The organism is Chryseobacterium carnipullorum (genome assembly GCF_900142785.1).
GTDB classification, from domain to species: Bacteria; Bacteroidota; Bacteroidia; order Flavobacteriales; family Weeksellaceae; genus Chryseobacterium; species Chryseobacterium carnipullorum.
The window spans coordinates 452,545-472,641 of record NZ_FRCD01000001.1 but is presented as its reverse complement, the minus strand read 5'-3'; the positions used below and the strand labels follow the sequence as shown (position 1 = coordinate 472,641).

The following is a 20,097-nucleotide window of genomic DNA, read 5'->3' as shown; positions in this document are numbered from 1 at the left end:
TTTTACATTCCTATCCATTTCCGATGAAACCCGTTTTTTTTCCGATGAAATTTTTTTGAGCGGATTAATTCCACTTCAAATCTAAATGCCATTTCATAAAAAGAAGTTTGAAAATACCTTTGAACCAAGATTTTAAACTATGAAACTGAAATATATTCTTATCAGCACCCTTTTATCAGCAGCGCTATCTGCACAGACGCAAAAAGACAGCATCAGGAATGTGGAGCAGATCAATCTTTTGGTCAAGAAAAAACTCATCGAAAGAAAAGCAGACCGTCTGATCTTTAATGTAGAAGCATCTGTAGCTTCTCAGGGGATGGATGCAACAGAGACACTGGCGAATGTTCCGATGCTGAAAGTTGATGAAAACATGGGTTCCATTTCTATTACCGGGAAAAGTACCGTGAGTGTAATGGTCAACGGAAGAATGCTGAATCTTTCAGGGAATGCTCTTTTAAATTATCTGAAATCTATCCGTTCTGAAAATATCTCCAAAATAGAAGTGATCACTACCCCTCCTTCAAAATATGAAGCTCAGGGAAACAGCGGACTTATTAATATTATCCTTAAAAAGAATCCAAATTTAGGCTTCAGTGGAAATATCAATTCCAACCTCATCCAAAGAAGTTATTCCGGCTTTAGTTCCAATGGCTCCCTTAATTATCAGACGGAAAAATTCAGCAGCAGCCTGAAATTAACGTATTATGATTCAGCCAAGCGTACAGATGAAAATTATACTATTATCGGAGCTTCTCAAAATTACAGCAACTCGATCCGAAAAGATATGTGGAAGGAATTGACGCCAACGCTTAATCTATCTTATAAAATCAGCAAAAACGCTGAAATCGGAATGGAATACATTTATGCCCATCAAAAATCCGGGATGGATATCGTGAACACCACAAAGAACATCGCCTCCAATCTTGACGAAGAAGATCTTTTAACCCATACTTTTCACCGTGAAAAACTTCCTACTCATACTTTAAGCGCTTACTACGATCTGAAACTTGATTCACTGGGTAAGAAACTAAGCATTGCAGGAAATTTTTACAAAAACGATTCTGATACTGAAGTGAATTTTTCTACTTTAAAATCTTCAGACCATTCTACTCAGGACGTGAAAACAGTATCTTTGATTTCCCCACAGATTTTCTCCGCTCAGGCGGACCTGGAACTTCCATTCTCCTTTGGAACCCTTGAAACCGGAGTGAAATTCAATCAGTTTAAAAACAGTTCCAACATTCAGTATTTTAATCTGGACGGCGGACAATATATTCCGGATCTTTCTAGAGCTAATGTATTCACGTATCAGGAAGAAAATTACGCAGCCTATTTCAGCTATGCCAAAACATTCGGGGAACACTGGGAAACGAAAGCGGGTATCCGTTATGAAAATACCCATGCAGAGAGTTTTACGCCTACTTCCAATTCAGGAAACAAATATAATTACGGACAATGGTTTCCCTCCGCGTATGTCTCGTATAAAGAAGACAAAAATGTATTAAGCTTGTCGTATTCAAGAAGGATCAACCGCCCGAGTATGAGCAACCTGAATCCGTTCCGATGGTATGAAAATCCTTATTCATATTCTTCAGGAAATCCTCTTCTTACACCTGCCTATATCAATAATTTAGAGCTAGGATATACGCTTAACAATAAATTCTCAGCCAGTGTTTATTATCTGAGAATGAAAAATGGATTTGGACAGATCTCTTATATAGATGAACTTTCACAAACCAGTACCTATCTGAATTATTACAACAACAATTTTTTGGGACTCAATGCCTCTTATACCGATATTTTCTTCAAGTTCTGGGAAACCAATCTTTCTTTGAATGCTTCCCTTCAGAATTCATCGGTGTTTAATATTCAGGCACAAACCCAAAAAGGCAGTTCGTTCAGCTATTCTATCAACAATACTTTTACGTTAAACAAAAATAAAACACTGGTATTTTTCCTGAACTACAGCCACAGCCTTGCGTACAAAAATGTGAACTCCTATTTCCAGGCTTTCCCGGAACTGACTTCAGGATTAAAGGTTTCTCTTATGGAAAAGAAGCTTCAGATCAATGCCACAATAACCAATATTTTTGCCCAGAGATACCGTGGAGAGTTATATTTCTCTGATAATACCCAATACATGAATAACTATTGGGACGGCAGAAGCTTCCGTTTAAGTGTTAATTATACTTTTGGAAGCGGCAAAAAGAAAATCAGTAAGAAAAACATCAATTTTGAGGAAAAAGAAAGAGCACAATAATTGTTTTTGTTGACTCATTCTCAACCTTTTGATCTTGTTTTTATTAACCACAAAAGCGTATTTATAATGATACGCTTTCGCAGATCTGGCTGACGAAACAGATTCTCATTTCATCCTTTTTTAAACATTAAGATCAATGAAGAATGTCAACTCAGTTACAAAAAAATCAAATGATTTTTAAGTTGTAGGTCTTAAAAGCGAAGCTAAAAACTTAATCTTCTTAAGAGCTTAACCTCATCTTAATGGTTTAACTTTTTACTCTCGCAGATGATACGGATCAAGCAGATGAGCAAAAGTAAAAATCGCATCAACTCCATCTTCTGCGGGACATTTTAAAATCAGATGATCTGTATCCACCTCCTTCATCAGAATCAATTTCATTGATTCCTCCTTCGCTTTCCTTGATATAAGTGGATACTCATTTTCTTTGCGTTAAAAACTTTATCTAGTCCCCAGGTTTTGCAATGGATGATTTTTGGGTATTCATCTAAACAAAAAAACAGAGATTGATTCTCTGTTTTTCTGTTGCCTTCTTTATCAATTTTTAAAATTTAAATTCTACCCTCGCAAACACGAAACGCCCACCTATCCCGTATTGCGAAACCTGTCTGGAATACACAAACTGATTATCAGCAGTCAGTGAACTGATGTCTGGACTTCTGGAAGGCAATCTGTTGAATATATTATTACTTCCTATCGTTGCCGAAATATTTTTATTAAAATCATACCCCACAGAAAGATCTGTCACAATACGGTCATTTAAAATAAAATGTTCCCTGCTTTCGGTAACTCCATCAAAATTGGCATCCAATACATCCGCATCTGTCACTTTACCAAAGTAGGAATTCCTAAGCGAAACTGTAAGAGCAGACAATTTTACTGTATTGGCAAGCGTGGCTTTTATGCGGGGTACCGCTTCTTCAAAATACACTCTGTTGGGTTCAGAGAAATAATTATCGATCTGGCTCACCAGTTTCGGCGAGGCATGTATCTCTCCCACTCTCCTGGTCTGATTCAGATTAAGTCCAAGATTATTTTCCAAAGATATTCCCTCCGAAATTCTTGTATTTTGCGAAATAGTGATGTCCAATCCTTTTGTCTGGGAATCTACAGCATTGGCAAAGAAATTAGCAGCACTGGCTCTCGCAAGATCGAAAGCTCCCTGCAGCACAGCCTGGTCAGATCCTGGCGCAAAACTTCCTTCCGGACGGTAAAATAAATCGGTAAGCACTACCCTGTCTTTAATCTTTATCAGATAGGCATCCGCTGTCAATACAAGACTTAAAGCCGGAATCTTCCAGGTAATTCCCGTACTGTAAGACTGCGAAGTTTCCTGTTTCAGTTTTGGAATTCCTAAAGCCTGAGCCGCTTCAGAATTATTTCTGAAAGTCCCAACCTGAGTTGTCTTGCCCTGCTGGATCAATGTAGACGTGGAACTATAATAAATCTGTGCTAAAGAAGGCGCTCTGAATCCTGTTGAAACCGCCCCCCTCACATTGAAATTTTTAGCCAGTTTTACGTTTGTTGCCAATTTATAATTAAAGGTGGACCCAAAGTCGGAGTAGTTTTCGTACCGTACAGCTCCTTCTACCAACCACCAATCCGTGGGCTCAATTTCAACGTCAGCATAGGCCGCGACACTGTTTCTGCTTCCGGAAACCGCATTATCAGGACTGAATCCCGGGAAAACCTGTGATCCGGCTGGTCTTATATGTCCAAAAAAATCGGTAACCTTTTCATTTTCAGGAGTAGCAGCAGTCACTACACTCCCGAAAATATCGTAGGAGACATAGGAGTTTTCATTTCCTGCATTCACTTTATAGTTTTCATAACGGTATTCTCCACCAAAGGCTACATTCAGGCCTTGAAGGACATCATATTTCTTTGAGAAATCCAAATTCAGAGTATTCTGTAAAAATTCTGATCCTCCTGCTTTAAAAGTTCTTGGCGAGCGATCTCCCAGAGAGGCATTAAATGTATTCACTACCCCAAAATTAAAAGCATTCTTTCCGAAAGTATTGCTCAGATCTACATTCCAGCCATTCCATTTCCCTTTGATCCCTCCTGCTAAGGAATAATCATTCACATTGGCTTCAATTTGAGGAAGGTATCCATTCGGGGTAACCGCATTGATATTTCTTTCTGTGTTGGGCAGGCGGAAGAATCCTCCGGTGTTTCCCAAACGGTAACTGTATCCTCCAAAGGAATAGACTTTCCAGTCTTCATTTACCGGAATTTCAGAAGTGAAATAAAGTTGTCCCGACTGCAGCTTAGACTGCCCCGCTCTCAGGCTGAAATCTTTTCTTTCCAGGCCTCTGTAACTAAGCTCATCGTTAGTAAAATCTTTCCCTAGCAAACCTTGTAGTGCAGCAATACTATTCGCTCCTGAAATCTGATCTCTGAAATCCTGTGAAAAATAGCCTACCTGCGAGGCATATTGTTTGACGGTATTGATGATCTGCTGGCTGTTGGAAGTATTGGTAATATTTTTATATAATCCATCGATATTGACTCCATCCTGCAGTGCTCTGTAATTAATGGCATTATAAGCGTTATAGATGTCTCCCTGACGGACGCCCGCTCTTGAATACGGATCACGGTATTGTACCGATCCGGTAACATTAATGAAGCCTTTCTCACCTATTTTAGCTCCGTAATTCAGATCTGCGGAGATCGTCTGCCCGTCTACTCCTCCGGAAAAATTATTGGCGACAGGGGAAGCGTATCCTCCAAGGAAAACCTGTCCTGAAAGCCCTAATCTTTTTTTGAGTCCTAAATTCACGACTCCTGCAATGGCATCAGAGCCATATTGAGCAGACGCTCCGTCTCTTAGAACCTCTATTTTCTCCAGAGCAAAAGCAGGGATTGCATTAAGATCTGTTCCTACCGAACCCCTTCCCGGAGTCAATGTCACATTGATTAATGAAGACTGATATCTTCTTTTACCATTAAGCAAGACCAGAACCTGATCCGGACCCAGTCCTCTGAGAAGAGCGGGATCTACAAAATCGGTTCCGTCATTGACCGTATGTGAAGTGGAAGAAAATGAAGGCACTACATAATTGAGGGCCTGACTGATATTGTTAACAGGACTTTGTCTTAAGATCTTTGAAATATTGATGATATCTACGGGAACCGGAGTGTCTGTAAGAGATCTTCCGGCTCCTCTTGATCCGAGGATGACTACATCATCTATTTTTTTGGATGTTGCAGAATCCGACTGTCCAAAGTAAAATGCTGAGATAAGAGCTGCTGAAGCTATGATTGTTTTTTTCTCGAAATTGCGCATGTGTTTTCTATTTTTTTGAGTAATTGTTTGTTTGATTTTTGGCAATAGTATTCCTGCAACCTTATTGTAAGGTTACTTTTAAAAAGCCAAAATGGAAGTATTATTTTTTAAAGAAGTCTAGAGACAACAGCCCATGCGCATGTAGAAATGGCATGAAAAGAGGTCAGAATAACGAAGTGACACTTCATGATCTGAGAAACGAAAATTTAAATTGGTCTTGAGGTTTCCCTTGTCTTTAAACATTGATTTTATTTTTAAAACAAAAATGTCAAGATGGGAAGAACTAGAGAATAAACATTTTTTCCGGGCATACCGGCTTATCTATTGTAGCACCTTGCTTGTTTTGCAGGTTGCTATCCCATCTATGAGATTCTTGATAATTACCTGGCAAAGATATAATTATTTCGGAATAAAAAAAATAATTGCTTAAAAATTTAACTTTTCGCAAATTTTGCCGTAACAAATTGCTCTTTTTTACGTCTAACTGAAGAGTAGTAAAAAAACATTATGAAAAAAACTATACTAGCTTTATCCCTTTTAGGGTCTTTTTTCGCTTATTCACAGGAAAAGAGTACGAGCAGTCCAGAGAAAGAAAAACAGATCGAAGGCGTTGTCATTACCAAAACTAAAAAAGCCGTTGAACAGAAAGCAGACCGTACTATCTTTGACTTTTCTGAACAGCCTCAGCTGAATAACGGTAACGTTCTTGAGGGCATCAAAAAACTTCCGGGACTGGTCGCTACCGATATTGCGGGAATGATGTATCAGGGGAAAATCCTGGATGTATATCTGAACGGACGACCTCTTAATATTACCTCCAATGAATTAAATTCTTTCCTTGAAGGAATGCCGGCCAATTCAGTAGAAAAAATTGAAGTGATTACGCAGCCGGGAGCAGAATTCCCTGCCACCTCCGGAGGGGCGATCATGAATATCATCACGAATAAAAACGCCAATAAGTATTTAACGGCAACGTATTCGGGAAATTACTCTTTTACCAACTACGATAAGTTCAGAAGCAGAACAACGCATTCTGTGAATCTGAATGCAAGAAATAAACTATTCGGCTGGCAGCTGAATGTGGGCCAGAATTACCGTGAAAGTATGCTGAACGGTGATCAGGATGTTATACTGCACAATAATACAGACAGAATAGGGAGAGGTTATTTTGCTAAATCCGGTCTGACTTTTGATCTTGGACAGGACAGATTATTAGTGAACTACGATATTTATCACAATAATAACGACAATTATACTGCGAGTAGAGGACTTGCCGACATCCTTGTGAACATTAATCCTATCACCTACCGTGAAGCTGATTATGAAGCATCAGATGTGGCTCATACCAACAACCTGAGACAGGAGGCTGTTGTGACGTATCAGAAGCGCTTCAGTGACAAATCTCAAAAGCTGGACTTCCAGTTCGGATACACAAAGTCTACCTCCAAATTCTCTCAGGATAATTTCTTCCAGAGAGGTTTCTACACTGACGCTACCCCTTTAGAACCTTTCCTTTTTTATCGTGGGGAAAATGTACTTGACAATCAATCAGATATGAGGGTAGCAAACTTCAAAATTGATTATTCACAGCCAATAAAGCTTATGGACGGTGGAAAAGTGAGCTTGGGAGGTTTGTATGAAAGACAGGATTATGATACAGAAAATAAAGGACTTACCAATTTAGAATACCAGAGACAAACCGCTTCTACTTATCTTGAATTCCAGGCAAAGCTTAAGAAGTTTGACTTTATATTAGGTACCCGTGCTGAAAATTATGATATTTCAGGGATTACAAGAACCATAAAGGATGGCGCTATTCTTGAAAGAGATCTTACCACATTCAATAAGTTTAAGCTTTTTCCTAATGCCAGCGTACAGTATAACCTGATGAACCAGGTTTACATTGCAGCGAACTACAATAAAAAGATCAGCCTTCCCAGTATTTCTGCCCTTAACCCGAATAACGTAACATTTGGCAGCCCGAACACCCAGGTAACAGGTAATCCGGATCTTCAGCCTACGATATTTGACAATTATGAAGTAAAAGTTTCAGCTTTTGATTATGCTTTTATCGGGTACAGCGTAAGTTCTGCTAAAAATCAGGTCGCCCAGATTGTCCTGAAAGAAGGGAAATATCTTTTCAACAAGCAAGTGAATATTTCAAATATGAAAATTCACAATTTCAACCTGGGGCTTCCGATTCCGTTTATGATCTTCAGCAAACCGATGAGCGAGATCATGAAGTTCAATTTTAATCCTGATAAAATTAATTTCATGTATCTGTACGCCGGATATCAGAAGCACGAAATTGATAATTTGAACAACAAGGGTTTCTGGATCTTCAATATCATGACTCAGTTGCTTTTACCGAAAGATATCAAACTGACGGCCAACTACAGCTATCTGACTCCAAAAGCAGGCTATTTCTATTTTACAGCAGATAAACCGTTCAATAATAATCTGGATATCACCCTGACGAAAAAATTTATGAACAATCGTCTTACGGTGTCTGTTTTCGCGAATGATATCTTCAACGGACAGGTGATGCAGGTCTATTCTAATCCACCTGAAGGGCAGGCTGTGATGATCAGAAGCAAGTATGACACAAGAAATTTCGGAATTTCCATTAATTATAAAATTCCGACAAGAAATAAACTGGCGAAGGAAGATCCAAACATCCTGAACCAGACTAAAAAAGAGGATACGGGCGTTATGCAATCTCCCCAGTAAATTGATCCTTATACAATTAAAATGAGGCTGTAAAGAAATTTTACGGCCTCATTTATTTAAAACAATATTATTTAAAAATCTATGGTCTGAAATCTCCAGTTCAGGGTATCAATAAGTGTAAGCTGATCAGTAGATCCAGGAAGTCCGGTAATCATCTTTAAGACCTGCATTGCCATCATACTTCCTACTATTCCCGGCAATGCTCCCAAAACTCCAAGACTGTCACAGTCCGGCAAATCTTCATCGAAAGGCGGTTCCGGAAACAGGTCTCTAAGGTTTTTACTGCCTTTATAGTTGAATACCGCAGTTTGCCCCGAAAAACCGAGTATACTTCCGTACACCAGTGGCTTTCCAAGTTTTACACAGGTATCATTGATGAGGTATCTGGTTGTAAAATTATCAGACCCATCTACGATAATATCATATTGCGAAAGAATTTCGTCTGCATTTGAACGTTCAATTTTCCTATCAATTCCTATAAAATCGACGTGATAATTTAGGTTTTTCACAAAGGCTGCCGCACTTTTAACCTTCAAAACTCCAACTGTATTTTCATTGTGAATAATCTGGCGGTTCAGGTTGTGAAGTTCCACCTCATCAAAATCTGAAACACCCAAAGTTCCGATTCCGGCAGCTGCGAGGTATTGAATAACGGGACTTCCCAAACCTCCTGCTCCAATGACAAGGACTTTGGACGACCTGATTTTTTTTTGTCCCTCCAGCCCGATTTCTTCTATGAATATCTGCCGGCTGTATCTTGCAAAAATATCTTCGCTTTTCATTCTAAATAACCTACTTTGAACCATTAAGTTTTTTTTAAGAGGTTAAGAAGTATTAAGGTAAGCTCTGCTTTAAGATTTAAAAATCGATTTGATTTTTCTTAATTAAACTTAATGACTTCATTCTTCTTAATGGTTTAATTTTTTAAAAACCACTGTACGCAGGATCCCAGTCTTTCATCACCGGATCGTAGCCTGCTTTTCTGATGCTTATTTTAACTTCTTCCATGCTTCGTTCGTCACTGGTTTCAAACTGTTCCAATGATTCTATGTCTACAGCATAACCTCCGGGGTTGGTTTTAGACGCTGCACTCATAGAGGTTGCTCCCAGTGATATGATATTGTCCCTGAATTTTTCATTTTCTCTGGTAGATATTGAAATTTCAAGATCCTCATTCCATATTCTGTAGGCACAGATCAGTTGCAGCAGATCTTTATCTTCCATGATAAAATTCGGTTCAATAATTCCTTCCGCTGGTCTTAATCTGGGAAATGAAACTGAAAAACGGCTTTTCCAGTATTGCTTTTGAAGATAATCAATGTGAAGGGCGTTAAAGAAACTGTCTACGCGCCAGTCTTCAATCCCAAGCAGAACTCCGAGTCCGATTTTATGAATTCCTGCTCTTCCTATCCTGTCAGGAGTATCCAAACGGAAATGGAAATTGGATTTTTTGCCTTTGGGATGGTATTCTTTATAAACCTCCCGATGATATGTTTCCTGATAAACCAGCACGGAATAAACACCTGCCTGATGCAACTGCAGATATTCTTCTTCTGACAGAGGCTGTACCTCGATCGAAATATTGGCAAAATGAGATCTTAGCAGGCCAACAGCATTGAGAAAGTAAGAAATCCCTACCGTTTTATTGGCTTCTCCGCTGACCAAAAGGACGTGATTAACGCCCATGGATTTCAGAACAGAAGCTTCAATCAGCAGCTCCGTATCTGAAAGGGTTTTTCTCCTTACGTCATTATCCAGACTGAAACCGCAGTAGGTACAGATATTCTGACATTCATTGCTGAGGTACATCGGAGCATATAACTGAATGGTCTTTCCAAAACGCTTCTGGGTAAGTTGTCTGGTCATTTTGGCCATCAGTTCCAACTCCTGCGCGGCGGCTGGAGAAAGCAAATTCAAAAAATCATCTAATGTTTTATATTTTTTCTGAAGGCTGCCGAGCACATCTGAATGCGTCACCTTTCCGAGCCTCTCTTTTATCTCATCCCAATGATAACGTTCAAAGATATCTTTAAAACTGTTCATTTTTTTCTGCTTTATTATTCAAATAAAAAAGAGGTCAACGGACTTGAGGCTTCTGCATGGTCTGCTATTGCTCCCAGGCCTGACTCAAAAGCTCTTCTTCCCGCAATGACTCCTTCTTTAAAAGCTAAAGCCATATTAACCGGGTTTCTTGCTACAGCAATCGCGGTATTCACAAGAACGGCATCCGCACCCATTTCCATGGCTTTTGCTGCATCGGAAGGCGCTCCGATTCCGGCATCTACTACAACAGGGACATTGCTCTGACTGATAATGATCTCCAGGAAATCTAATGTTCTCAATCCTTTATTGGTCCCGATCGGGGCTCCCAAAGGCATTACCACAGCGGTTCCGGCGTCTTCCAGACGTTTGCACAAAACGGGATCAGCGTGGATGTAAGGCATCACAATAAATCCCAGTTTGGCCAATTCTTCAGTTGCATAGAGGGTTTCTATAGGATCCGGAAGAAGGTATTTCGGGTCGGGATGGATTTCCAGTTTCACCCAGTTCGTCTCCAGGGCTTCTCTAGCAAGCTGAGCGGCCAATACGGCTTCCTTTGCGGTTCTGGCGCCTGAAGTATTGGGAAGAAGATGAACATGGGTTTCTTTTAATGAATCCAGTAACCCGTCTTCTGCCGCTCCCGAATCTATTCTTTTCAAAGCCATAGTAACCATGTCTGTTCCTGAAGCGATTACAGAGGTTGCCATTTCACTGAGATTACCGAATTTTCCGGTTCCCAGAAACAGTCTTGACTCGAATATTCTGTCTGCTATTATTAATTTCTGATTATTCATATCATTGCTTTTTTAAATTCACTGATGGCAGCCGGGCGGTTGGTGATCTGTCCCGATACCGCAACTCCATAGAGTCCGATCTCCTGCAACTGTTGTATATCTTCAAGCACAACGCCTCCGATCGCGAAGATCTTCGGAATGGTGATTGATTTTTCATTTAAACTGTTCATCATATGCTGATAGCCTTCAAATCCAAGTACCGGACTGAGTTTTTCTTTTGTAGAAGTAAATCTTAAGGGTCCAAGGCCAATATAATCACACTTTTCCTGTATTCTGTGGATGACATCCGATACTGTATTGGCGGTCCCTCCAATGATTTTATGATTCCCTAAAACAGTTCTTGCCGTATGAATTGATCCATCGTTTAAACCCAGATGAACCCCATCAGCATCGATTTCTTTTGCGATCTGAACATGATCATTGATGATGCAGACCGCCTGATATTCTGAGCAGAGTAGTTTTGAAACCATACAGAGCTCATTTAATTCTTTCTCTGAAGCATTTTTCCAGCGGACCTGAACCCATTGTATCCCGTTGTCCAAGGCCGCTCGGATATTGAATTCCTGTTCGTGTATTGTATGTCCCTGTGATATATATTGTAACTTTTCCATTATTAATTAAACTGAATGATCTAGGATTTTCTCTTTTCCGGATTTGTTTTTATGATGAAAGGATTTTCTTCCTGGAATTTTTGAATGAGTTTACAGGTTCATTACATTCCCATATTCCACCTAAAAGCGCTGCTCCGTCCGCCCCGTTTTTAAAAACTTCACTGATATTGTTTTCATTAATTCCTCCCAACGCAATCAATTTGACCTCCTGATTATTTCTGCATTTGATATCTTCCATAACAGTAGACTGTTCACCATAGCCTTTTTTAGAAATACTTGGAAAAAAAGGACTTATTAATGCGTATTCCCATTCTTTTCCCAAGGCATTAAATACTTCGATGTCATGAACTGATGTAGAGATGATATTTTCGCCTGCAAAAACTTTATGCCGCTCTTCCAAACGGTCTGCTTCCCTGAAATGAAAGCGGGAAACAGGATACTCTTTCCTCATATCATAAAATCCGTGTAGTACCAATTGAGAATGAAATTCGTCATCAATACCATCGAGAAAACTTTTCATTTTTTCCCTGTTGAACATAGGTTTTCTGATGTGAAGCAGATCCAATCCTTCATTAAATAACTGGTTAATGATTTCTGTCTCTTTTTGAAAAGGAGTTTCAGGAGTGATCACAATGATCATATGTAAATTTCTTTTCCTTTTTCAATAAATTCCTGGGACTTGTCCAGCATCCCCTTTTCTGCGGAATCACGGATCTCCTGGGTAATTTTCATGGAACAGAATTTCGGGCCGCACATGGAACAGAAATGGGCAATCTTAGCGCCTTCCGCAGGTAAAGTTTCGTCATGATAGGCTCTCGCCGTATCCGGATCCAATGAAAGATTGAACTGATCTTCCCATCTGAATTCAAATCTGGCTTTACTTAATGCATTGTCTCTGTATTGGGCTCCGGGATGACCTTTAGCCAAATCGGCAGCGTGAGCAGCGAGTTTGTAAGTAATAACACCAACCTTTACATCTTCTTTGTTGGGAAGCCCCAAATGTTCTTTCGGGGTTACATAGCACAGCATTGCACATCCGAACCATCCGATCATTGCCGCTCCGATCCCGGAAGTTATATGATCGTAACCTGGTGCAATATCTGTTGTCAACGGGCCTAAAGTATAAAACGGAGCTTCGTGACATTCTTCGAGCTGCTTCTCCATATTTTCTTTGATCATATGCATGGGTACGTGACCAGGGCCTTCTACCATGACCTGTACGTTGTGTTTCCATGCGATCTTGGTCAGTTCTCCCAAAGTTTCAAGTTCTGCAAACTGGGCAGCATCATTGGCATCTGCAATAGATCCGGGACGAAGACCGTCTCCCAGAGAGAACGCTACGTCGTATTTCTTCATGATCTCACATATTTCTTCAAAGTGAGTATATAAAAAGTTTTCTTTATGATGGTACAGACACCATTTTGCCATGATGGAACCACCTCTTGAAACAATTCCTGTTACTCTTTTTGCAGTCAGATGGATGTATCTTAACAATACACCTGCATGAATTGTAAAATAGGACACTCCCTGTTCCGCCTGCTCGATGAGGGTATCTTTAAAAACTTCCCAGGTCAGATCTTCCGGTACTCCTTTTACTTTTTCAAGTGCCTGATAAATGGGAACCGTTCCAATCGGAACCGGACTGTTTCTGATGATCCATTCTCTGGTTTCGTGGATGTTTTTTCCTGTAGAAAGATCCATAATAGTATCTGCTCCCCAACGGCAGGCCCAAACTGCCTTTTCCACTTCTTCATCTATACTGGATGAAACGGCACTGTTTCCAATATTGGCATTAATTTTAACCAGGAAGTTACGCCCGATGATCATCGGTTCACTCTCCGGATGGTTGATATTATTCGGGATAATTGCTCTTCCTGCTGCAATTTCGTCTCTAACGAATTCCGGACTGATCTTTCCTTTTGGAGTATTGGCTCCGAAACTATTTCCCGGATGCTGCAATGCGATTTCTTTGGGAACGGTTTCCAGTTGTTCAATACGCTGGTTTTCCCTGATGGCTACATATTCCATTTCAGGGGTAATGATTCCCTGTTTGGCGTAATAGAGCTGGGTAATCTCTAATCCATCTTTCGCTACCTTAGGTTTGTGATCGTATCCGAAACGTAGTTCATCAAGGCGCGAGTCCGCAAGACGTGCTTTTCCGTATTCTGAAGTGATCCCGTTAAGGATATCTACATCCTTTCTGTCCAGAATCCATTGTTCCCTGATTCTGGGAAGCCCTTTCATGATATCAATTGAGGCATTTTCATCCGTATAAGGACCCGAAGTATCATAAATGGTTACAGGAGCGTTTTCCTCCATTGTTCCATTGGTAAGACGTGTCGGGCTGAGATGAATTTCCCGCATTGCTACGCTGATCGGATGTATTTTTCCTTCAACATAAATTTTTCTGGCGTTCGGAAATGGCGAACATGTGATTGGATGAGCCATAAGTTTTTTGTATTATTAAATGAGAATTATCCGCCCTGAGTGGCAGTAATGATTAAAACTGAATCTTTGTTTTTAAGGAGGGTTTCTGCCCAGGCGGACAGTGGAATAATACGGTTGTTGAGGGCTACAGCTATCCCTTTTTTCTTTCCGGGAATTTCCATAGCCATCAGTGCTTCCAGATTTTCGGGAAGTACATCAAATGTTTTCGTTGTGTGGTTAATTGTAATTTCCATTCCTAATTGTTTTATCTATACTTTAGGAATGGCCATTATTGTACAATAGAATGTACAGCAAAAGTCATTTACTTTTCCCTACGCTGGTATCATCCAGATCAGGTTCAAAGGGTAAAGTCTCAGTCTGTAAGTCTACAGACACCCCTAAAGTTGTGACGAAGGTAGGAATTTTTTAAGAACGGGCAAAATCTAAGTTTTGCTCAAAATAAAAAAGACCATTTCAGTGATGAGATGGTCTTCTGTTATTTTTTAAATTTTATGCAGTAAAAATTTATCCAAAAATCTTTACTCTTCACAAGCTCGCCAGATGGCATCATTCTGCGGAACGGGAGCTATAATTTCTATTTCTTCTTTGGTAACAGGATGAATAAACTCCAGCTTTCTTGCATGAAGATTAATTCCTCCGTCAGGATTGGATCGGGGTGATCCGTATTTCAGATCTCCTTTGATAGGAATTCCTGTTTTTGACAGCTGGGCACGGATCTGATGATGTCTTCCGGTTTCCAGATCAATCTCAAGAAGCAGATAATTATCTAATGTTTTGGTAACACGGTAGGTGAGAATGGCTTCTTTTGCGCCTTCGGTTACTTTTGTAAAAACAATGGCTTTATTATTCTTTTCATTCTTCTTTAAATAATGAACAAGTCGCTGGGTCTGAGGAATCATTTCTTTTCCGACTACAGCCCAATATGTTTTTTTGACTTCTCTGTTTTTCACCATCTGGGTAAGGCGGGAAAGTGCTTTGGAAGTTTTGGCATAAATCACCAGACCCGAAGTTGGGCGGTCTATACGATGCACCAGGCCAAGAAAAACATTTCCCGGCTTGTCATCTCTTTTCTTTATAAAATTCTTAATGGACTCCAGTAAAGATTCATCCCCGGTTTTATCGCCCTGAACAAGCTGACCTACTTTTTTGTTAACAACCAAAAGATGGTTGTCTTCATATACAATCTGCTCTTTCATACCTTACGAACGCCTTGGTCTGTTGGTAAAAGAAATGATAATTCCTCCGAGAAGACCGATTGTTTTAAGCATTGAAAGTTTAGAATCTGCCGGTAAAAATGCGCCGATGACACAAAGTGCAGCTGCCGCATACATCCCGTACATAAAATTTTTATTGGAAAGCGATGGTGCCTGAACGAAGAAACTCGCTCCTATCAATACATAAAAAACTTTTCTGGACAGAAGCTCGTTGATCTCCGGAGAGAATAAATTAAACCATCCTACTGCCATACAGATAATGGCTGCAATTGATAAAATACCCTGAAGTGATTGTTGTTGGTTCATCATCAATTAATAGCTTTCATTTTCATTAGGGAATTCAACACTTTTTACATCTTTTACGTACTGAGCAACTGCTCCTGTAATTTCGGTATACAGATCAAGATATCTTCTTAAGAACTTGGGACTGAAACCTTTGTTCATTCCAACCATGTCGTGGTATACAAGAACCTGTCCGTCACAATCAGCTCCGGCTCCGATTCCGATGGTTGGAATCGTAATGCTTTCTGATACTTTTTTGGCTAAGTCAGCAGGTATTTTTTCTAGAACGATAGAGAAACATCCTAATTCTTCCAAAAGCTGTGCATCACTGATTAATTTTTCCGCTTCCGCTTCTTCTTTGGCTCTTACTTTATAGGTTCCGAATTTATAGATAGATTGTGGTGTTAACCCTAAATGCCCCATTACAGGAATTCCTGCATTAACGATTTTCTTAATCGATTTTGATATTTCTTTACCACCTTCAATCTTCACGGCATGTGCGCCACCTTCCTTCATCATTCTTACTGCGGACTCTAAAGCCTTTTCGGGATTACTCTGGTAAGTACCAAATGGCAAATCAGCAATAACCAAAGCTCTGTCTACTCCACGAACGACACTTTGAGCATGATAAATCATCTGATCTAAGGTAATGGGCAAAGTCGTTTCAAAACCAGCCATCACATTGGCTGCAGAATCTCCTATCAAAATAGCATCCACACCTCCGGCATCTACCATTTTTGCAGTGGTAAAATCATAGGCAGTTAGCATTGTTATTTTTTCCTTGTCGAATTTCATTTTACGCAAGGTTTCAGTCGTAACTTTTTTAATTTCAGAGTGAACAGACATAATGTATCTATTTTTTAAAAGTTAAAAAGTCGGCTTCCGCCGACTTAAGTTTTTGTATGATTTTTATAAAACTACGTGACCTAGTTTCATCAGTTTATCGTGGTTCAGAATTTTGATATTTCTGCCGTCTACTTCAATAAGGCTGTCCTGTTTGAATTCGGAGATCAAACGGATGGCACTTTCTGTAGCGGTACCAATGATGTTGGCAATTTCTTCTCTGGTGAGCGAAATTTTGATAAATCCTTCCGGATCTACTCCCAGTTTCTGTTCCAGAAGAATAAGAATTTCTGCCAGTCTTTCTCTTACTGTTTTCTGTGCAAGAAAGGTAATGGTATTGGATGACTCTCCCAGTTCATAAGAGATTTTCTGAAGCATTGCAAAAGAAAGCTGCGGATCTACTTCCAGAAGATACATGAAAATATCGGCTGGAAGGAAAATGCATTCAATGTCTGTCATAGCCTCCGCCTTTGCCTGGAAGTTTTCCCCGCAAAGCAATGAACGATAGCCGATGATGTCCCCCTCTTTGATAAATCTTAAGATCTGATCTTTTCCAAAAGCTCCGGACTTCGAAAGTTTGGCAGCTCCTTTTTCTAAAAAGAAAACCCCTTTTGGTGTTTCTCCGTCTTCAAAAATAGTGTCGTGCTTTTGAAAACTTAATTTTTTCTTGCTGTTAATATACTTTTCAAAATCAGTGCTAGAAAGTCTTTCCTTAAATGATTTATCATTAAAAACTCTGGCGAACCTCTCTTCAATTGCAATCTGTTGTTCCTGCGACATTTTATATGACATTTATCACAAAAATAGAACTTTTTAACACGATAAACAAAAAAAATTGTTATAATTTTGTAGTTCAATATATTATGTGGTGAGCGAGAACTGTTTTCATTGTGGTCAAGGTATAGAAAAAGAGAGAATTTTGTTTGATGAAAAGACTTTCTGTTGCAACGGATGCAAGTCTGTCTACGAAATTCTGAATATCAATAATTTAACTAATTTCTACGAGCTTAATAAAAGAGCCGGAATTCGTCCCGGTGATGAGAGCTCTTCACAGTTTGAATATCTTGACACTCCTGAGATTTTTGAAAAGGTGACCGATTTCTCTGAAGGAAAGACCAGTCTTGTTACCTTTAAAATCCCCGTAATACATTGTTCATCATGCATATGGCTTCTGGAAAGCCTTCATACACTGAATGATCATATCAATTATTCACAGGTCAATTTCACGAGAAAGACCTTACAGATCTCATTCAACCATAATGATCTGAAATTAAGCGAACTAGCCAATTTCTTAACGAATCTTGGATACAAGCCTGTGATCAGTCTTGAAACAGCTGACAAAAATGTTGATCATCTTGATAAATCCCTTCTTATCAAATTTGCCATCGCAGGGTTTGCATTCGGAAACAGTATGTTCCTTGCATTTCCTGAATATGTAGGGGGTGAAGATTTCTGGATGGAACATTATAAGGGGCTTTTCAGAACACTGATGTTTCTTCTGGCATGTCCTGTTGTCTTTTATTCTGCTTCAGACTATTACAAATCTGCATGGTACGGGTTAAAAAACAAGATCGTGAATATTGATGTTCCGATCGTACTGGGTATTCTTGTTCTTTTCGGGCGAAGTATTTACGAAGTAGTGACCAATTATGGCCCTGGATATTTTGACACCCTGTGTGGATTATTATTCTTCATGCTGATGGGTAAAATCTTCCAGAAAAGAACCTACAGCGCACTTTCATACGACAGAGATTATAAATCGTTTTATCCTATCGCCGTTACCAAGGTCGATTTCGAGGGAAAACAGAATAACATCCTTCTTTCCGAGATTAAAGTGGGGGACAGAATTTTGGTAAGAAACCAGGAAATTATCCCGGTGGATGCTATCCTGATCAATGGAGAAGGAAATATAGACAACAGCTTTATCACCGGAGAAAGTGAAAGCATCAGTAAACATCCGGGAGACAAAATATTTGCGGGAGGAAAACAAATCGGTTCTTCACTGGAACTTGAAGTGATCAAAGATGTTGACCAGAGTTATCTGACGCAACTTTGGAATAAGGAAGCATTCAAGAAGCACGAAACCGGCCTTGACACACTGACCAATAACGTCAGTAAATATTTTACATTCATCATTTTAGGCATTGCATTAATTTCCGGAATTTACTGGTCCTTCATTGATCTGAAGATCATGTTCCAGGTTATTTCAGCTATTCTGATTATTGCCTGTCCCTGCGCACTTGCATTATCTGCACCGTTTACTTTCGGGCATATTATGAGAATTTTAGGACGTAATAAATTTTACGTAAAAGATACACTGACCATCGAAAAGATTGCTAAGCTGAATACTATTGTTTTTGATAAAACAGGAACGATTACCCACAGAAAAAAATCCAATATCAGATATGAGGGTATTGAAATCAGTGATTTTGATCAATTGAATATCAAAACGTTATTAAAGAACTCTAACCATCCGCTTTCCAAGTCATTATATGAATTTATGGATATCAATGATGACTATTTCCCTGTTGAGAAATTCCAGGAGATTTCCGGAAAAGGATACGAAGCAAGCGTCAGAGGAAACGTTTATAAGATCGGCTCTGCCCGTTACAACAACCAGGAACCGAAAAATCTTGAAACCGCCGTTTATATCAGTAAAAATGGTGAGTTCATAGGTAAATTCATCTTCAAAAATGAATACCGTCCGAAATTAAAAGAACTGTTTACAAAACTCAGTTCTTACAAGATATTTATCCTGAGTGGTGATAATTCTTCCGAAGAAAATCAACTGAAAGAACTCATCCCAAATTATCAAGGAATGGCTTTTAACCAAAGCCCTGAAGATAAACTGAACTACATTAAAAATCTTCAGGACCAGAACATGAAAGTGGCGATGCTTGGCGATGGACTGAATGATGCGGGAGCGCTTAAACAGAGCAACGTTGGAATTGCTATTTCTGATGATACCAATAGCTTTACGCCTTCTTCGGATGTGATCATGAATGGGGATAAAGTAGTGACTTTGAATAACTATCTGAATGTCTGCAAGGGTTCCATCACTATTGTAAAAATGACATTCATAATCAGTTTTCTGTACAATATTGTTGGTTTAAGTTACGCAGTTACAGGCCACATGCATCCGCTCTTCGCAGCAATCATCATGCCAATCAGTTCGATCACCGTTGTCACATTTACTACTATTTCCACATGGATTTTAGGCAGAAAACATTTCAAAAAGCAGGCTTAGAAGGCCTTATTTAGACTGATTTTAAATTAGCTGAAATCGGCATTTCGTGATGAATGTCATTATTTTTCACTAAATTTGAACCCCGAAAATAGGTTAATTTTGTTGTCCAATGGATATTCTATATTTAATGATCCTCTGCAGTGTTTCTTTAGCTGCGATTTTCTTGATCGTATTTATAGTGTATGCCCGAAAAGGACAGTTTGAAGATGATGAATCTCCTGCTGTCAGAATTCTTTTTGATAGTGGAGAAATCAAGGAAAAGGATGAAAAAGGCAACAAAGATAAGGACGAGAAAAAAATAGGAGAGAATAATAAAATTGAAGAAAAAAGTGAATAGTT

At 39.4% G+C, this 20,097-nt stretch carries 16 protein-coding genes and 2 riboswitches; of the genes, 4 read left to right on the top strand and 12 right to left on the bottom strand.

Going from position 1 to position 20,097, the window contains the following annotated elements:
• The first annotated feature begins 139 nt into the window (after window positions 1-139).
• Window positions 140-2,260 (top strand): outer membrane beta-barrel family protein, encoded by a 2,121-nt coding sequence (locus BUC06_RS02170; RefSeq protein ID WP_073329069.1) that lies wholly within the window; start codon window positions 140-142, stop codon window positions 2,258-2,260.
• A 544-nt stretch (window positions 2,261-2,804) separates the two neighbouring features.
• On the opposite strand, the gene BUC06_RS02165 is transcribed toward BUC06_RS02170, so the two are convergent.
• A complete protein-coding gene (locus BUC06_RS02165; RefSeq protein ID WP_073329066.1) occupies window positions 2,805-5,549 on the bottom strand; it encodes a TonB-dependent receptor domain-containing protein in 2,745 nt (914 codons plus the stop codon).
• Window positions 5,550-5,836: 287 nt separating this feature from the next.
• Window positions 5,837-5,934: riboswitch (SAM-I-IV-variant riboswitch) on the bottom strand.
• A 122-nt stretch (window positions 5,935-6,056) separates the two neighbouring features.
• Between BUC06_RS02165 and BUC06_RS02160 the strand changes: the two genes are divergently transcribed.
• A complete protein-coding gene (locus tag BUC06_RS02160) occupies window positions 6,057-8,279 on the top strand; it encodes an outer membrane beta-barrel protein (RefSeq protein WP_073329064.1) in 2,223 nt (740 codons plus the stop codon).
• Between the two features lie 71 nt (window positions 8,280-8,350).
• On the opposite strand, the gene BUC06_RS02155 is transcribed toward BUC06_RS02160, so the two are convergent.
• The 11 genes from BUC06_RS02155 to BUC06_RS02105 all read right to left on the bottom strand — a co-directional run bounded on the left by BUC06_RS02155 (window position 8,351) and on the right by BUC06_RS02105 (window position 17,291).
• Window positions 8,351-9,061: a HesA/MoeB/ThiF family protein gene (locus BUC06_RS02155; protein WP_073329061.1), complete on the bottom strand. Its 711-nt coding sequence runs from the start codon at window positions 9,059-9,061 to the stop codon at window positions 8,351-8,353.
• Window positions 9,062-9,203: 142 nt separating this feature from the next.
• Window positions 9,204-10,322: a 2-iminoacetate synthase ThiH gene (thiH, locus tag BUC06_RS02150; protein ID WP_073329058.1), complete on the bottom strand. Its 1,119-nt coding sequence runs from the start codon at window positions 10,320-10,322 to the stop codon at window positions 9,204-9,206.
• Window positions 10,323-10,336: 14 nt separating this feature from the next.
• Complete coding sequence (locus BUC06_RS02145; RefSeq protein ID WP_073329056.1) at window positions 10,337-11,113, bottom strand: thiazole synthase; 777 nt, start codon at window positions 11,111-11,113, stop codon at window positions 10,337-10,339.
• Window positions 11,110-11,724, bottom strand: coding sequence for a thiamine phosphate synthase (locus BUC06_RS02140; protein ID WP_139263264.1), 615 nt, complete (start codon window positions 11,722-11,724; stop codon window positions 11,110-11,112). The genes BUC06_RS02145 and BUC06_RS02140 overlap by 4 nt, the downstream gene beginning before the upstream one ends.
• A 49-nt stretch (window positions 11,725-11,773) precedes the next feature.
• Window positions 11,774-12,364, bottom strand: coding sequence for a thiamine phosphate synthase (locus BUC06_RS02135; RefSeq protein WP_073329051.1), 591 nt, complete (start codon window positions 12,362-12,364; stop codon window positions 11,774-11,776).
• Window positions 12,361-14,172 (bottom strand): phosphomethylpyrimidine synthase ThiC, encoded by a 1,812-nt coding sequence (gene thiC, locus BUC06_RS02130; protein ID WP_073329049.1) that lies wholly within the window; start codon window positions 14,170-14,172, stop codon window positions 12,361-12,363. The genes BUC06_RS02135 and thiC overlap by 4 nt, the downstream gene beginning before the upstream one ends.
• A 26-nt stretch (window positions 14,173-14,198) precedes the next feature.
• Complete coding sequence (thiS, locus tag BUC06_RS02125; protein WP_073329047.1) at window positions 14,199-14,405, bottom strand: sulfur carrier protein ThiS; 207 nt, start codon at window positions 14,403-14,405, stop codon at window positions 14,199-14,201.
• A 58-nt stretch (window positions 14,406-14,463) separates the two neighbouring features.
• Window positions 14,464-14,561, bottom strand: a riboswitch (TPP riboswitch).
• 129 nt (window positions 14,562-14,690) lie between these two features.
• Window positions 14,691-15,368 carry an RluA family pseudouridine synthase gene (locus BUC06_RS02120; RefSeq protein WP_073329044.1) on the bottom strand — a complete coding sequence of 226 codons (678 nt, stop codon included), beginning with the start codon at window positions 15,366-15,368 and terminating at the stop codon, window positions 14,691-14,693.
• A 3-nt stretch (window positions 15,369-15,371) separates the two neighbouring features.
• On the bottom strand, window positions 15,372-15,695 hold the full coding sequence (locus BUC06_RS02115) for a hypothetical protein (protein WP_073329042.1): 324 nt from the start codon (window positions 15,693-15,695) through the stop codon (window positions 15,372-15,374).
• 3 nt (window positions 15,696-15,698) lie between these two features.
• Window positions 15,699-16,514, bottom strand: a complete 816-nt coding sequence (gene panB, locus BUC06_RS02110) for a 3-methyl-2-oxobutanoate hydroxymethyltransferase (RefSeq protein WP_073329039.1) — start codon at window positions 16,512-16,514, stop codon at window positions 15,699-15,701.
• 63 nt (window positions 16,515-16,577) lie between these two features.
• On the bottom strand, window positions 16,578-17,291 hold the full coding sequence (locus BUC06_RS02105; RefSeq protein WP_073329037.1) for a Crp/Fnr family transcriptional regulator: 714 nt from the start codon (window positions 17,289-17,291) through the stop codon (window positions 16,578-16,580).
• Between the two features lie 88 nt (window positions 17,292-17,379).
• Between BUC06_RS02105 and BUC06_RS02100 the strand changes: the two genes are divergently transcribed.
• Both BUC06_RS02100 and ccoS read left to right on the top strand, forming a co-directional pair.
• Complete coding sequence (locus tag BUC06_RS02100; protein WP_073329034.1) at window positions 17,380-19,758, top strand: heavy metal translocating P-type ATPase; 2,379 nt, start codon at window positions 17,380-17,382, stop codon at window positions 19,756-19,758.
• Window positions 19,759-19,867: 109 nt separating this feature from the next.
• A complete protein-coding gene (gene ccoS, locus BUC06_RS02095) occupies window positions 19,868-20,095 on the top strand; it encodes a cbb3-type cytochrome oxidase assembly protein CcoS (protein WP_073329032.1) in 228 nt (75 codons plus the stop codon).
• The last annotated feature ends 2 nt before the right edge of the window (window positions 20,096-20,097 follow it).